Here is a 14,277-nt window from a genome sequence, read left to right as displayed (position 1 = left end):
GGGCAGACGTCAGCCGCGGAAAGCGGCGCGAGGAGACGGTCGAGCGTCGTGCCCCCGGCACGGGCGGCGCGCGCCGCGATCGTGTGGGTTGCGCGGTTCGAGCGGTAGGCGATGAGCCGAAGCGTGGACGCCGAGACGCCCATGACCTCCGCAAGACAAGCCCACGTCCCGTAGGCGCGGCGAAGGTTCTTCAGGGCGGCGCGGACGCGCGCTTGCTCTTGATCGGACAGGAGAAGGTGATGGGCGCGACGGGGCGCACGTCCGCCGTCTTGCCCTTCGCGCGAAGGACGAACTAGGGTGAGCGTCACGATCGTGACCTCCGGTGAGAGGTTGCGGTCGAGAGGCTCCGGGGGTTGGCAGACCTTCCGGGGCCTCGCCTTTTCAGGCACCGCCGAACCTACGCGCCGAAATCGCGGCCCGCTACGGCCGATCGCCGAACTTGATCAGTCGGGCCCGATCTTGATCAGCACCGAGGGGCGCGCGCGGGGGATCGAAGGTTCGGAGACGCGCGCGTCGGGGTTACGTGGGGGCGGTGGGACGATGGGAGGGGCAGGGGGCGTGATGAAACATCGAAGAAGCGTCGCGCGGAGGACCATGGAGTGTCACTAACACGCGAATATCTAAAGAAAATCTCCTGAAAGTTCGACCGTGCTAGCGTCGCACCTGGATGCTCGACGAATCCATCTCGACGTTCCTGCCCTCCTGGTTGGTCAAGCTCGATTCCCCACCGTCGAGCCGCGACCCCCTGGGGCTCCAGGCGCGCGCCATGGAGCAGGCGGATGGGCTGCTCCCCGGCCTCAACGTCTTCACCTCACGGGCGCGTTACTACACGTTTCTTTGCTGGGCCCTCGACCGTGCGCAGGCGGCGGAGTCGAAGCGTACGCACCTCGAGCGCGTGCTCCGGCTCGAGCGCCTCCTCGTGTTATGCGAGGCCCTGAAGCACGAGGACGATCCCAAGCGGTGCAGTTACATCGGTCGCCGTCGTGGCCGGCGATTCGTCAGCGAACGCCGCGGCGCCGGGCTCTGGGAGCTGCCGACGAAGATCCTCAAGAACCAACCGTCGAGCGGCGCGCTGCGCCTCTACCGCACGTCGCTCGCGAGCCTCGGTCTCATCGAGGAGGACGACTTCGACGACGGGCTCGGCCTCCACCTGACGGATCGAGGCGAGCGGCTCGCCAAGCAAATCAGCCGCGTGGACGAGAGCGTCGTGGCCTGGGCGCTCGAGGGCGGCGCGCGGACGCAGAAGCGCCGCGGCACGATCGAGGGCGTGGCGGAGCGGCTTTGCTTGACCCATGCCCCCGGGGCTCACGAGCGGCGCTATCTCGTCGGCGCGTTGTTCGGGGACGCGGCGGAGCAAGACGCGCAGAGACGCCGCGACACCGTGCAGATCCTCTTCGAGCACGGCCTCTTGAAGCGTGGTTCTACGGGGGAAGATGCCACCGACGAGGAGGCCGTGACGGACGGCGACGAAGGAGCGACGAACGAGGGGGGCGAGCGCGAGACCCGATCGAACTGGGAGATCCTTCGGCCCGCGCTCGAGCGAGCCCCGTCGAATCGATTGCGCCCCATCCAGGCCGCGGGCGCCTATCAGCTCGTGGCCCTCGGCCTCAATGCGTTGTTCAAGTCGGCGCTCGACCCCGCCATGGAGGAGGGGCGCATCTCTCTTTCATCCTGGCGCAGGGCGATTGCCGCGCGCGCGGGGCGGGATTTTAATGCCGCGCGCGCCGCCACCTGGGCCGCCCGGCAGGATTCACCCACGAAAATCGCCAATGAGCTCCTCGACGCATCCGTGGCGCGGCCATGGTCCGAGGTGGGCATGCTCGCGACCGAGCTCCTCTTGCGCCTCGGGATGGTCGATCGTTACGTGGATTGGTTGGGCGAGGAATGCCCCCCCATCGTCGAGCGTGTCCTCGTGTGGGCACGTGGGGCGACGCGCGAGCGCGCGGGGGATATGATCGGGCAACTCCTGCCCGAGCTGGTCGAGCATCACGCCCAGGTGTCGGCGAAGAAGGGAAAAGGAGAGTGGGTGGTGATTGACGGGGACGAGGTCATGAAACGGTCCCCGCGCCCGCTCCGGTTGCTCCTCCACTCGCTCCGCTTCGCGCAGCTCGGCCAGCTCGCCGCGGACCTCGCTCTCGATCCGGAGGACGTCGCCGATGAAACGTGAAATCAAGCTCTTCGACGAGCTCGATCGTTTTGCGCAGGGCAGCGAGATCACTCACGCGCTCGCGCTCTCGTTCGGGTACGACGGGGACCTTGCGAACGAGAAGGTGTGGAAGCGCCTCATCGAGAAGTACGGGCTGCGGCAACCGCTCGTCATCGCCGGCGGTCCCAATGTCCACAAGGGTACGGCCCACTGGGTCAAGGTGCTCCCGGTCCGGAAAAGACGCGGGGTCTTTCATCCCAAGCTCTTCCTCGCGGTTCGCGAGGACGCCGTGTTCGTCGCCCTCGGGAGCGCCAACTTGACGGAGGGAGGGCTCAGGCGGAACCTCGAACTGCTCACGCCACTCGTGTTCTCGCGGGACGCCGAGCGCCCCGCGCCGCCGGATGTCCTCGCCGGTATTCTGGAGTTTCTCGACGACATCGTGGAGAGGTTGCTGGTAGGGGAGGACTCCGCAGGTCGTGTGCGTGACGCCGTGATGCAAGCCCGTATCGTCCTGGATGAGCTCCCGGACGCGCCGCGCCGCGGCCCCGATGTGCGCTTCGTGCATTCCTACGCGGGGCCGATCTGGCAGCAGGTGTGTGACATCCACGGGAGTGACGCCGTGGAGCATCTGCTCGTCGTGAGCCCCTTCCTCGAGGCCGACGCTCCTGTCGTGGAGGAGGCGGACTCGCTCTTGCGTCACGCGCTCGGAGGAGGGCTCCCGTGGGCGCCGCGCGCGCCCGTGCCGCGAATGACTTTGTGCACGGATGCCTTGAAGCCTGACGAGCCCACCGCCTTGCCGCGCCTCGCCCTCCAGGAGCTCGGGGCCAAGGTGTCGCTTCGGGGCCAGGCGTTCAGCGAGGAGGAGCGGCGGTTGCACGGCAAGATCGTGGTCGTTTTCGGCAAGAGGAGGACCACGATGCTCTGGGGGTCGCCGAATTTCACGAACGCGGCGCTCCTGCGGTCCGCCGACGAGGGGGGCAACGTCGAATGCGCCCTCGTCCTCTCGACCGCGGCGGCCCAGGCGAGCATCGAGTCGGTGCGCGAGGAGTTCGAGATCGACAGGCTCTTTCAGCGTCATCGAGGGCCCTTGCCCCCGGCGTATGTCGCGCCGCCCGCGCCCGAGGTACTCTTCGAGGTCGGCGAGGCGATTTACGACACGAGGACACGTGTGCTTTCGGTCCACGGCGCGATCTGGAGCAAGAAGGTCCGCACCCTGCGCGTCTCGATCGACGGCGAGGATGTCGTGCTCCACGAGAGCGAGTGGCTCGGGACGGGGTCCTTCTGTATCGAAATCGAGGACGCTCCCCTCGAGGAGGAGGACGCCGAGACAGGAAAGCGGCGATTGCGCGTGGTCTCCCTCCGCGTCGAGGCGCTGGGCGCCGACGGCCGCGTCCTCGATACGCAGGTTCAGGGGTACAACGTGAAGTTCGAGGAGGCGCTCGGGCTCCGGGATAACCTGATCATCGAGACGGAGGTGTTCACCGCGGATGCGCTGCTCGCACAAGCCGCCACGCCTGAGCAACGCGTCGCCGCGGTCGACGCGCAGATCGCGGCCTGGAAAGCCGCGCGCCGGGAAGAGAAGAGCGTGCAAGTGGGCCATCAGGCGTCCCTCGATCAGTTCTTCCGGCATGTCCGGGCGGGGCTCGACGGGCACCTGCGCAGGCTCGAAGCGCGCAAGATGTCACGGTTCGCGTTGCGTTGGTGGTCGGCGAAGCTTTGCCGCTCGCTCGATTCCGCGTCCGCCGGCTCCATCGAGGGGATCCGGCGAACGTATTTCGTGGCTCGGGTCGCCGAGCACGTGGAGCGCGTCGTCTCGGCCGTCGAAGAGCGGCACGACGACAAGGCGGCCGCGTTCGCCGCCCTCGAACCGGCGAAGCTCGCCGCGGCGCTCGAGAGCGTCCCGCTCACGAGCGGCGATCGCCATGGCATCCTGGACGAGGTGTGGAGCCTGCGCGTACGCGTGGTGGAGATGCTGGAGGAGCACGCGTGATGGTGGATATCGACGAGCTCCTTTCTCACATCGACCTCAATGCAGACGATCAGATGCTCGCGGTGCGCGCCGCGCTCGATGCGCTTCTCGTGCGGGAGCAGAGCGGTGTTGTGCTGGCGGACGAGGTCGGTTGCGGAAAGACGTACGAGGCGCTCGGGATCACGGCGCTGCTATGGCGGCATTTCCGCGGCACGCGAGAGCCCATTCAGCGCGTGCTGGTGGTGGCCGAGCAGGCGCTCATGAGCAAGTGGGCCCGAGAGATCACGAGCACGGACGGCGAGGAGGGCTTTCAGCGATACGTCTCGACGGCCGACTGGAAGGGCTTCCGTGACATGCTCCGCAATGTCGAGGAGATACGGAGACCCGGGGACGGTAAGGGGATCGGCGTGGTCCCTCGAAACCGCATGTACGTCGTGAAGCCGCTCTTGCTCACGGAGAGCAAAACCCACGACGCTTCCTCGGTTATGCGGTGGCTCGGGCAGACGGTCTGGGACGTCGTCATCGTCGACGAGGCGCACCATTTCACCGGGCTTCACACGAAGCACAGCCGCGTCTTTTTCCCCAAGCAGACCGTGGAGAGCCGGAGGGACGGGCTCTTCGCGAGGTTCACGCTCGCGCTCACGGCGACGCCGTTCCAGCTCGAGATCAAGGAAATGGTCAACCTGCTGCGCATCGTGGGCGCCTGCGAGGAGGACCTCGACCAGATCGAAGACGGGCTCGCCCGATACGAGAGGATGCTCGGGCGTTTCCACAACAAGCGCACCTTCCTGCCCACGGACGCGGGCCGGAGGGAGATCGTGGAGTGCTTGAACAACCTGCGGCTGCGTGACGCGTCCGGCGGGCAGCGCCCAGGGACGCCGGGCTTGCAGGCGCTCTTGCGGCGTTACCTGATTCGCAACGTCAAGGACCAGCACCACCGTGGTTATGCCCTGACGGAGAAGAGGAACGGCGGGTACGTCGCCCGGGCATTCAACAAGCTGGACGATATGCGTCCCGTGGTGCAGGAGAGCCCGCTCATCCCCCTCGAAGGGGAGGACACGTGGGTCTACCTGCATCTTCGTGACGTGCTCGTGGACGCGCAGCAGGCCGCGAACAAGGGGGAGGAGGCTCGTTCGTTCGTCGCAGGAGATCTGCGGCAATGCCTTTCGAGTTACGAGCAGCTCGAAGCGAGCCGCGTTCTCAACAAGGAGCGGCTGCCTCGCGCCGTCGAAACCCGAGCCGCCCTCGAACGGCTGCGATCGACGGGGCACGTCCACCCGAAGATCGCCGCCCTCCGCAGCGTGGTAGGGGGCATCCTCGACCGGCAGATCGAGAGGGTGCGCAGCAAGCCCGGCGCGACGTTGAGCAAGATCCTCGTCTTCAACACCCTGATGTACACGGCCGGAGCGCTGAAGGCGGCGCTCGAGGAGGTCGTCGCAGACCGCGTAAAGCCCTTCGTCGAGGAGCAAGTGAGGGCCGCGGGCTGGGCGAAGCCCTCGGCAGCGCAAGCCGCCGTCCGAAGAGCCCTCGACGAGGAGCGCCGCGTGACGCACGACGAGCTACGCAAGGAGTTCGGTCGAGACGCCCTGGACAGGACGCGCGTGCTGCTCGACGCATCGGCGGACGAGGTGCCGGGGGACAAGATGGATCTCGTCGACGCGATGTTCCGCCGAGCCTCCAGGCATTGCGCGCAGCCGCTCTTCTTGCTGCACCTCGCGAGGTCGATGAAGCCGAGCCGCGGCGCGCGGCCGACGGACGCGGACGTACGAGCATTCGTGCGGACACAGGTGGGTGACGAGCTGCGAGGAAAGCTCGCGAAGATCGTACGCATCTTCGAAGACACGGAGCAGGGAGAGGACGATCCCGTCGAGCAGGCGCGCCGAGAATGGCGCTACATCGACGACCTGTACGCAGCCCACGATTACGTCGCGCGGTTTGATGGTAAGCAGGCCAGCGAGAATCGCGACGCGCGACGCGAGAATTTCAACCGGCCCTACGCGCCGCTCGTGCTCCTCGTGAGCCGCGTCGGCGAGGAGGGAATCGATCTCCAGGCCCACACCCGTTACGTCCTCCACTACGACGTGGAGTGGAACCCCGCGAAGATGGAGCAGCGCGAGGGGCGCGTCGATCGCAAGGGGCGAAAGACGGAGTCCGAGGGCCCCGTCGAGGTGCACTTCTTCCTGCTGAAGGACACCTACGAGGAGCGGATCTTCCACACCGTCATGCAGCGGGACGCGTGGTTTCAGGTGCTCATCGGATCGAAACGCAAGGCGCTCCTGAAAGGGCCTGCGGAGGAGGACGAAGAGGGAGCCGCCGACGTGAACGTCGTCGAGGAGCGAGGACGGATGACGCCCGAGGAGCGGGAGAAGGTGATGATCGACCTTCGACCCTTCGCCCCGTCACGGCGCTCGCAGAAGCCCACGCCTCGAACTCTGGGGCGACCACGCTAGAACATCCCCATGACCCGCCCCGTCTTCGCCGATCCCAAGACCGACTTCGTCTTCCAGCGGATCTTCGGGACCGAGGAGCACAAGTCCGCCCTCATCGGCTTCCTGAACGACGTGCTCGGCCTCGACTACGCACATCGCATCACCGATGTCTCGTTCTTGCCGGCCGAGCAGCGCCCCAAGGTGAGCGAGCTCAAGTACTCCATCGTCGACGTGAAGTGCGTCGACGCGCGCGGCACCACGTACGTCGTCGAGATGCAGGTGCTCAACGTCGAGGCCTTCGAGAAACGCGTCGTCTACAACGTCGCCAAGGCCTACACGAACCAGCTCGAGGTCGGCGACGACTACCCCGAACTCGACGACGTCATCGGCATCAGCATCTGCGACTTCGAGCTCTGGCCACAGACGGACGGCGCGGCGGTCCCGATGCTCAGCCGGTGGCGCATGCAGGAGCAGACCAGCGGCGTGCGTGGCTTGCCCGAGCTTCAGTTCGTCTTCCTGGAACTGCCCAAGTACGACACGTCGCGAGAGCCCGAGACGCTCGTCGAGAAGTGGGCGTACTTCTTCCGCGAAGCCCGCAACCTGACGATGATCCCGCCTTCACTCCAGCACCCGCCGCTCGTGGCGGCCCTGGAGGCAGCTCGAACGGCGAGCTTCACGCGGGAGGAGTGGGACGCGTACATCGCCTCGGGCATGGCGATCCAGAACGAGCGCGGTGCGCTCTCGCTGGCGCGTAGGGAAGGGCTCGAGGAGGGGATTCGTCAGGGCATCGTCGCGACGTGTGACGTGCTCGGTATCGAGCTCGACGACGCGCGCCGAGCCCAGCTCGCCGCGTTCGACGCAGCCGGGCTCGAAGCGTTGCTCGCGCACCTGCGTCGCGAGCGTCGTTGGCCGTGATTCAGCGGGTGGTCGGCTTGAGGATCGCCCGATAGACGACCTTCGCGATCTCCACGGCCGGGACCACGAGGGCCGAGAGGCCGAGCAGCATCATCCAGTCGTTTGCTTCCATCGCGTAGGTGCGGAAGACCGGGCGCAGGCTCGGCACCAGGATCGCGACGAAGTGGATCGCCGCGCTCGTCAGGCACGCGAGCACGAGCGGCAGGCTCACGAGTGGCTTCGACGAGAGCGCCGAGAGGATCGGGCTCCGGCAGCTCCACGCGTGGAAGAGCGGCGAGAGCGCGAGCAGCGAGAACGCGAGCGCGCGCGTGCGGAGCAGGCCCTCTTCGTCCTGCGGCGAGAGGATGTAGAGCGCGATCGCGGCGAGGCCCATGATGCCGCCGACGTAGAGGATCCCCAGGTAGTCGCGGCGGTTCAGCAGGCCCTCGCTCGTGTCGCGCGGCGGCTCGCGCATGAGGTGCGGGTCCGGCGGATCGATGCCCAGCGCCAGCGCCGGAAGGCCGTTCGTGACGAGGTTGATCCAGAGGATCATGAGCGGCGTCAGGGGCGGCCACTTGCCGACGAACGAGACCACGAACACGGCCACGAGCAGGCCCATGTTCGACGACAGCAAGAAGAAGATGAACTTCTGGATGTTGCGGTAGATCGCGCGGCCCTCGCGCACGGCCTCGACGATCGTGGCGAAGTTGTCGTCCGCGAGCACGAGGTCGCCCGCCTGGCGCGCGACGTCCGTGCCGCCGAGGCCCATCGCCACGCCGATGTGCGACTCGCGCAGCGCCGGCGCGTCGTTCACGCCGTCGCCCGTCATCGCCACGACGTGGCCCTTCGCCTTGAAGGCCCGCACGATGCGGAGCTTCTGCTCGGCCGTCGTCCGCGCGAAGACGCGCAGGTGCTCCACGCGCTTCGCGAGCTCCTCGTCGCTCATCTTCGCGAGCTCCGAGCCCGTGATCGCCTCGTCACCCTCGTCCCAGAGGCCGATCTCCTTGGCGATCGCCGTCGCCGTGAGCTTGTGATCGCCGGTGATCATGACCGCGCGGATCCCGGCGCGTTTGCAGGTCGCGACGGCCTCCTTCACGCCCGCGCGTGGCGGATCCATCATGCCCACGAGGCCGAGGAACGTGAGCTCGCGCTCGACGTCGCCGTCCTCCCCGACGTCCTTGCGCACGCGGCGGCAGATCGCGAGCACGCGCAGCGCCTGCGAGCTCATCTCCTCGGCGACGGCCGTCACCGTGCGCCGATCCTCCTCGGTCATGCCACGCACGCCGTCGTCGGTCGCGTACTTGCTGCAGAGCGGGAGCAGCACGTCGACGCTGCCCTTCACGTGCGCGATCTCGCGGCCGTTCTTGTCGCGCGTGATCACCGTCATGCGCTTGCGGTCGCTGTCGAAGGGCAGCTCGTGGACGAACTGGTGCGAAGGAGCGACGGACTCGCGGGCGAGGTTGCCCTTCGCCGCGAGCGCGAGCAGCGCGCCCTCCGTCGGATCACCGACGATGCGCCACTTCTTCGTCTCCTTGTCCTGCTCGAGGTGCGCGTTGTTGCAGAGCGCGGCCGTGGCCAGCGTGTAGGTGAGCGGCGCCGGGAGCTTGTCGAGCTCGAGGTCGATTTCTCCCTCGTGATGCCGGAACCCGCCCGCCGGGTCGTACCCCTCGCCCGTGACCTGGTAGCGCTTGCCGCCCGCGTACACGACGCGGACGGTCATCTCGTTCTGCGTGAGCGTGCCGGTCTTGTCCGAGGCGATGACCGTCGCCGCGCCGAGCGTCTCGACCGCCGGCAGCTTGCGCACGATGGCCCCGCGCTTCGCCATGCGCTGCATGCCGAGCGCGAGCGTGATCGTCGTGATCGCAGGCAGACCCTCGGGGATCGCGGCGACCGCGAGGCTCACGGCCTCGAGCAAGAGCTCGTGCCAGGGCCGACCGCCGCGCAGGAAGCCCCAGCCGAGCAGCACCGCCGAGAGGACCAGGCAGACGCGCAGGATCGTCGAGCCGAACGCCTCGAGGCGCTCCTCGAGCGGCGTCTTCGTCTCGCCGACGGAGCTGATCATCTCGCCGATCCGGCCGAGCTCCGTGCCGCTGCCGGTCGTCGTGACGACGGCGCGCGCCTTGCCGCGCACGACCGTCGTCCCCGTGAAGACCATGTTCACGCGATCGCCGAGCGGCGCGTCGGCACCGACAGGCGCGAGCGCGTCCTTCATCGAGGCCGTGCTCTCGCCCGTGAGCGCCGCCTCCTCGGTCGCGAGGTCGATCGTCTGCACGAGCCGCGCGTCGGCCGCGATCGCGTCACCCGCCTCGAGCTCGAGCAGGTCGCCGGGGACCACCTCCTCGGCCGGGATGACCTTCACCTTGCCGCCGCGACGCACGCGCGCGGCCGGCGCGGTGAGCTTCTGCAGCGCGTCGAGCGCGGCCTCCGCGCGGCGCTCCTGGTAGTAGCCGAGGAACGCGTTGAGGATGACGATGAGCAGGATCGCGATCGCGTCGCCGAAGCGGCTCAGGATCCCGCCCTCGTGGTCCGTGAAGCCCACGACGACCGCGATCGCGGCGGCGGCGAGCAGCGTCAGGACGAGCGGGTTCGCGAACTGCTCGAGCAGCCTCCGGAGCGTGCTCTTCCGCGGCGGATCGGGGAGCCTGTTCTTGCCGTACTTCGCGAGCCTCCCCGCGGCCTCGGCCTCGTCGAGCCCGTCGATCGAGCTCGCGCCGAGCCGACCGAGCAGGCCGTCGATGTCCTCTGCGTAAACGGGTCCGCCCTTCCCACCGGCCGCGGGCGGCTGCGTCTTGCTCGCAGGCGTGCGCGGCTCGGGGGGGCGGACGGAACCCGTGCCCGTCGTCCCAGCTTCACTCATGGCAGGTACTATTCGGCTAGCGCTTCATGCGGGCTTGCTCGCGTTGCTCTTCGGCTTCGAGCTCGGCGAGCGCGGCGGCGAGCTCGTCTTGCTCCGCCTGCGTCGGCGGGGCAGGGGCCGGGCCCGCGACGCGCACCTGCGCGGGGGCGACCTCTTTCGGCGGCTCGGGCGGCGCGACGCCCATCTTGCGCTTCAGCGCCAGAAGATCGTCCTCGGCGCCTGCCGTGGCCTCGAGCTGGCCGAAGCGGTGCGCGAGCGTGTCGCCCGAGTACTGCTCCTGGAGCTCGCCCGCGGCCTCGGCCTCGGCCTCGATCTGGTCGATCTTGGCCGACATGCGATCGAAGGTCTCGAACGCGGAGGCGTTGTTCAGGCCGGAGAGCGTCTCCTGGATGGCCTTCTGCGCCTCGGCGCGCTTCTTCCGCGCGATGAGGACGTTCTTCTTGCGCTTGGCCTCCTCGATCTTGTTGTTGAGGAGCCGGAGGGCCGTCTTGAGCTGCTCGACCGCTTGCTTTTGCTTCGTCCACTGGTCCTTGTAGGACGCGGCGAGCTGGTCGTGCTCCTTCTTCCGGGCGAGCGCTTCCTTGGCGAGGTTGTCGTCGCCGGCCTTGATCGCGAGCATCGCGCGCCGCTCCCACTCGGCGGCGTTCGCGGCCTCTTGCTCGGCCTGCTTGGCCAGACGCTTCTCGTCGGCGATCGAGACGGCCACCTGCTTCTTCGCCTCGATGAGCTGGTTGGACATGTCGATGACGACCTGGTTCAGCATCTTCTCGGGGTCCTCCGAGCGGCTGATGAGGTCGTTCAGGTTCGACTTGATGAGCGTGGCGAGTCGCGCGAAAATTCCCATCTCGATTGGCCTCTCGTCCGAGAGCTAGGCTCGCGAAATCGGTGAGCTTGTGAGCTAGGTGGTGGCGAGATCGTGGAGCGTCGGCACGTGGCTCGACAAGGCGAGGTCGAGGTCGCTCAGGATCGCCTCGAGCTCGTTGATGTCGAGGTTGTCGATGGGCAACGCGGCCGAGAGCACGACCGTGTGGTCGTCGATGCCATAGGCGGCGTGCATCAGGTCCGTCGCGTTGTACTCGAGCAAGCGACGGTAGAGCTTGTTCTGATGCTCCGGATCCTTCGGCAGCGGGCCGATCGCGACGCGCACCGCCAGGATCGGCGGCGCCACGCGGATCGCGATCGGCGGCATCTCCGCGCCTGCGGAGACGAGGTAAGTCCCGCCATCGATCTCGAAGTGGCGGTTCAGTTGGAGGAGGAAGTTCTCTACGTCCTCGGCGGTTCGCGGCATGGCCGGCCGGAGCGTACAGGCAGTGCGAGGCAGGGTCGAGGGGATCCGAACACATTTCACGCCCGTACGTCGCGACCTCGTTTCTTCCTTCCAATGAACGGGCCTCCGCTGGTACGGTCGTGACAGCAGGTCAACGCTTGGGGGCTCCGCTCGGATGACCCGAGCTTCGCCCCCAAACCCCCGGTCCGTGGCGATCCACCCTGGCGACATCCTCGCGGGCTACCGAGTGACCCGCCTCCTCGGCCGCGGCGGTATGGGCGAGGTGTGGGCTGCTCGTAGTGACGTCACCGGGCGTGAGGTGGCCATCAAGGTCCTCCTCGCCCGCGCCGCCGTGAAGCCCGATCTCGTGCAGCGCTTCCAGCGCGAGGCCAAGATCGCCTCCGCCATCCAGAGCCCGTACGTCTGCAGCCTGCTCGACGTGGGCCTGACGCCCGACGGCGCGCATTTGCTGGTCTTCGAGAAGCTCGACGGCGAGAGCCTGGCCGACCGGCTGAAGCGCGAGCAATACCTGCCCTTCGTCGAGGTCTACCCGATCATCGAGGACGTGCTCTGCGGCCTCTGCGCGGCGCACGCGGCGGACGTGATCCATCGGGATCTGAAGCCCGGAAACATCTTCCTCGAGCGCACGGCGTTCCCCGAGCGGCCCGAGCGCGCGAAGATCCTGGACTTCGGGATCTCGAAGCTCAAGCGCGGCGACGGCGAGCAACACGAGCCGACGCTGACGGCCTTCGACGCGACGCTGGGCTCGTTCGCATACATGGCGCCCGAGCAGGTGCGCGGCGCCGCGCGGGCGGACGAGCGGGCGGACATCTACGCGGTCGGCGCCGTCGCGTTCCGCGCGCTCTCCGGGCGGCTGCCCTTCGAGGGGACGACGGCGGCGCTGCTCGTGGCCATGAAGCTCGAGCGGCAAGCGCCGAGCCTGGCCGAGGCGACGGGAGACCGCTGGCCGGCGGGGATCGAGCGGTTCCTCGAGCGCGCGCTCGCGCGCAAGCGCGAGGACAGGTTTGCCTTGGCGCTCGAGGCGCTCGACGCGTGGCGCACGCTCGCGCCCGGCGGGCGCGTGGCGCAGCCGCCGCCGGTGCGGGCGCCGGAGCCGTCGTCGCACCTGCTTCCCCCGCCCGATCCGCCGACGGTCGCGGACGAGGCGGACCTCGCGGGGAGCCAGGACGATCAACCGACGTGGGTCGATCATCCACCCACGGTGACGGTGGATACGCCGCTGATGAGCCCTTTGCCCGACGTCCCCCTGGCGCCGGGGCGAGGACGCGGGACCGGCAGGTGACGAATCGGGTGAGACCGTGAACGACGCGACCGTCCTTTCGCGAAACAAGGTCGAGGTCCGCGGAGGCCGCATCAAGGCGGGCAAGGCGGGCTGGGTGGAGGTGGGCACGGAGCCGGTGATCGTGGGCCGCAACGCCCAGTGCAGCATCGTGCTCGACGACGCCAAGATCAGCGCGGTGCACGCCGAGCTCGTGGCCACCGAGCAGGGCGTGCGCGTGCGGGATCTCGGCAGCCGCAACGGGACGTTCGCGGGCGGCGTGCGCGTCGGCGAGGTCCACCTGCTCGCGGCCTGCAAGCTCCGGCTCGGCGAGACCGAGCTTTCGTTCGAGCCGGCGCGGCCCGAGCGGATCACCGTGCCCGCGATCCCGGCCTTCGGCCCGCTCGTCGCGCAGAGCGCCGGGATGCGCGGCATCTTCGAGAAGCTCTCGAAGGTCGCGCCGACGGACCTCACCGTGCTGATCACGGGCGAGACGGGCACGGGCAAGGAGGTCGTGGCGCAGGCGATCCACCAGGCGAGCGCGCGGGCGAAGAAGCCGTTCGTGGTGGTCGACTGCGGCTCGATCCCGTCGAGCCTCGCGGAGGCGACGCTCTTCGGCCACGAGCGCGGCGCGTTCACCGGCGCGGTCGACAAGCGGCTCTCGCCGTTCGTGGAGGCCGAGGGCGGGACGATCTTCCTCGACGAGCTCGGCGAGCTGCCGATCGAGGTGCAGCCGAAGCTCCTGCGCGCGCTGGCCGAGCGGCGCATCAAGAGCGTGGGCGGCTCGTCGTATCGCGAGGTCGACGTCCGCGTGCTGGCGGCGACGCGGCGGGATCTCGTGCGGGCCGTGAACACCGGCGCGTTCCGGAGCGACCTCTACTTCCGCGTGGCGCAGGTGCGCGTCGAGCTGCCGGCGCTGCGCCAGAGGCTCGAGGACATCCCTGTGCTCGTGCGCCGCATGCTCCGGGATCTCGGCGGCGACGAGGCCGCGTTCGATCGGGTGTCGAACTCGACGCTGGAGCGGCTGATGCGCCACGACTGGCCGGGCAACGTGCGCGAGCTGAAGAACGCCGTCGCGGTGGCGTACGCGCTCGGGGGTGAGGGCGAGGAGCTCGACGTGGCGGCGCACCTCGGCGCGTTGACGGAGATCCACGAGCCACACGTCGCGGGGCCCGCGCCCTCGAGCGGCGGCCCGGTGTCGAGCGCGTCGGGCGGGTCGTTCAAGGGCAAGGCGTTCCAGGAGGCCAAGCACGACGTGCTCGCGCGGTTCGAGCGCGAGTACTTCGCCGGGCTCTTCGACGAGGCGAAGGGCAACATCTCGGAGATCGCGCGCCGGGCCGGCATGGAGCGCGCCCACGTCCGCACGTACCTCAAGCGGCACGGCATCCACGGCAAGACGGATCCCGGCGAGGGTTGAGCGTCCGCGCGCCGGAAAA

The 14,277-nt window shown here is 68.5% G+C and carries 9 protein-coding genes; 6 read left to right on the top strand and 3 right to left on the bottom strand.

Annotation, left to right across the window (positions count from 1 at the left end; all coding sequences use genetic code 11):
- Positions 1–667: 667 nt before the first annotated feature.
- From GF068_RS06570 to GF068_RS06555, 4 genes are read left to right on the top strand one after another with little or no spacing between them, the layout of a single operon-like run.
- Positions 668–2,167: a hypothetical protein gene (locus tag GF068_RS06570; protein ID WP_153818481.1), complete on the top strand. Its 1,500-nt coding sequence runs from the start codon at positions 668–670 to the stop codon at positions 2,165–2,167.
- Positions 2,157–4,136, top strand: coding sequence for a phospholipase D-like domain-containing protein (locus tag GF068_RS06565; protein WP_153818480.1), 1,980 nt, complete (start codon positions 2,157–2,159; stop codon positions 4,134–4,136). Before GF068_RS06570 ends, GF068_RS06565 begins: the two co-directional genes overlap by 11 nt.
- Entirely contained in the window at positions 4,136–6,565 is a 2,430-nt protein-coding gene (locus GF068_RS06560) for a DEAD/DEAH box helicase (RefSeq protein WP_153818479.1), read from the top strand. The genes GF068_RS06565 and GF068_RS06560 overlap by 1 nt, the downstream gene beginning before the upstream one ends.
- A gap of 9 nt (positions 6,566–6,574) precedes the next feature.
- The gene (locus GF068_RS06555; protein ID WP_153818478.1) at positions 6,575–7,459 is read left to right on the top strand and encodes an Rpn family recombination-promoting nuclease/putative transposase; all 885 of its coding nucleotides are present in this window, start codon (positions 6,575–6,577) and stop codon (positions 7,457–7,459) included.
- A gap of 1 nt (position 7,460) precedes the next feature.
- Here GF068_RS06555 and GF068_RS06550 read toward each other — a convergent pair whose 3' ends face one another.
- The 3 genes from GF068_RS06550 to GF068_RS06540 are packed head-to-tail and all read right to left on the bottom strand — an operon-like array spanning position 7,461 to position 11,583.
- Positions 7,461–10,295, bottom strand: coding sequence for a cation-translocating P-type ATPase (locus GF068_RS06550; RefSeq protein WP_153818477.1), 2,835 nt, complete (start codon positions 10,293–10,295; stop codon positions 7,461–7,463).
- Positions 10,296–10,311: 16 nt separating this feature from the next.
- Positions 10,312–11,139, bottom strand: coding sequence for a PspA/IM30 family protein (locus GF068_RS06545; RefSeq protein ID WP_153818476.1), 828 nt, complete (start codon positions 11,137–11,139; stop codon positions 10,312–10,314).
- Between the two features lie 54 nt (positions 11,140–11,193).
- Entirely contained in the window at positions 11,194–11,583 is a 390-nt protein-coding gene (locus tag GF068_RS06540; protein ID WP_153818475.1) for a CesT family type III secretion system chaperone, read from the bottom strand.
- A gap of 187 nt (positions 11,584–11,770) precedes the next feature.
- On the opposite strand from GF068_RS06540, the gene GF068_RS06535 reads away from it, so the two are divergent.
- Positions 11,771–12,865: a protein kinase domain-containing protein gene (locus tag GF068_RS06535; RefSeq protein ID WP_170319336.1), complete on the top strand. Its 1,095-nt coding sequence runs from the start codon at positions 11,771–11,773 to the stop codon at positions 12,863–12,865.
- Positions 12,866–12,881: 16 nt separating this feature from the next.
- A complete protein-coding gene (locus tag GF068_RS06530; protein ID WP_338046255.1) occupies positions 12,882–14,258 on the top strand; it encodes a sigma 54-interacting transcriptional regulator in 1,377 nt (458 codons plus the stop codon).
- The last annotated feature ends 19 nt before the right edge of the window (positions 14,259–14,277 follow it).

The sequence above is a fragment of the Polyangium spumosum genome (genome assembly GCF_009649845.1).
Taxonomy (GTDB): domain Bacteria; phylum Myxococcota_A; class Polyangia; order Polyangiales; family Polyangiaceae; genus Polyangium; species Polyangium spumosum.
This window is presented reverse-complemented; position numbering and strand designations above follow the sequence as displayed.

Bases quoted from the DNA above. Each gene is read 5' to 3' on its own strand.
- GF068_RS06570 (WP_153818481.1), top strand. From the start codon at position 668: ATGCTCGACGAATCCATCTCGACGTTCCTGCCCTCCTGGTTGGTCAAG.
- GF068_RS06565 (WP_153818480.1), top strand. From the start codon at position 2,157: ATGAAACGTGAAATCAAGCTCTTCGACGAGCTCGATCGTTTTGCGCAG.
- GF068_RS06560 (WP_153818479.1), top strand. From the start codon at position 4,136: ATGGTGGATATCGACGAGCTCCTTTCTCACATCGACCTCAATGCAGAC.
- GF068_RS06555 (WP_153818478.1), top strand. From the start codon at position 6,575: ATGACCCGCCCCGTCTTCGCCGATCCCAAGACCGACTTCGTCTTCCAG.
- GF068_RS06550 (WP_153818477.1), bottom strand. From the start codon at position 10,295: ATGAGTGAAGCTGGGACGACGGGCACGGGTTCCGTCCGCCCCCCCGAG.
- GF068_RS06545 (WP_153818476.1), bottom strand. From the start codon at position 11,139: ATGGGAATTTTCGCGCGACTCGCCACGCTCATCAAGTCGAACCTGAAC.
- GF068_RS06540 (WP_153818475.1), bottom strand. From the start codon at position 11,583: ATGCCGCGAACCGCCGAGGACGTAGAGAACTTCCTCCTCCAACTGAAC.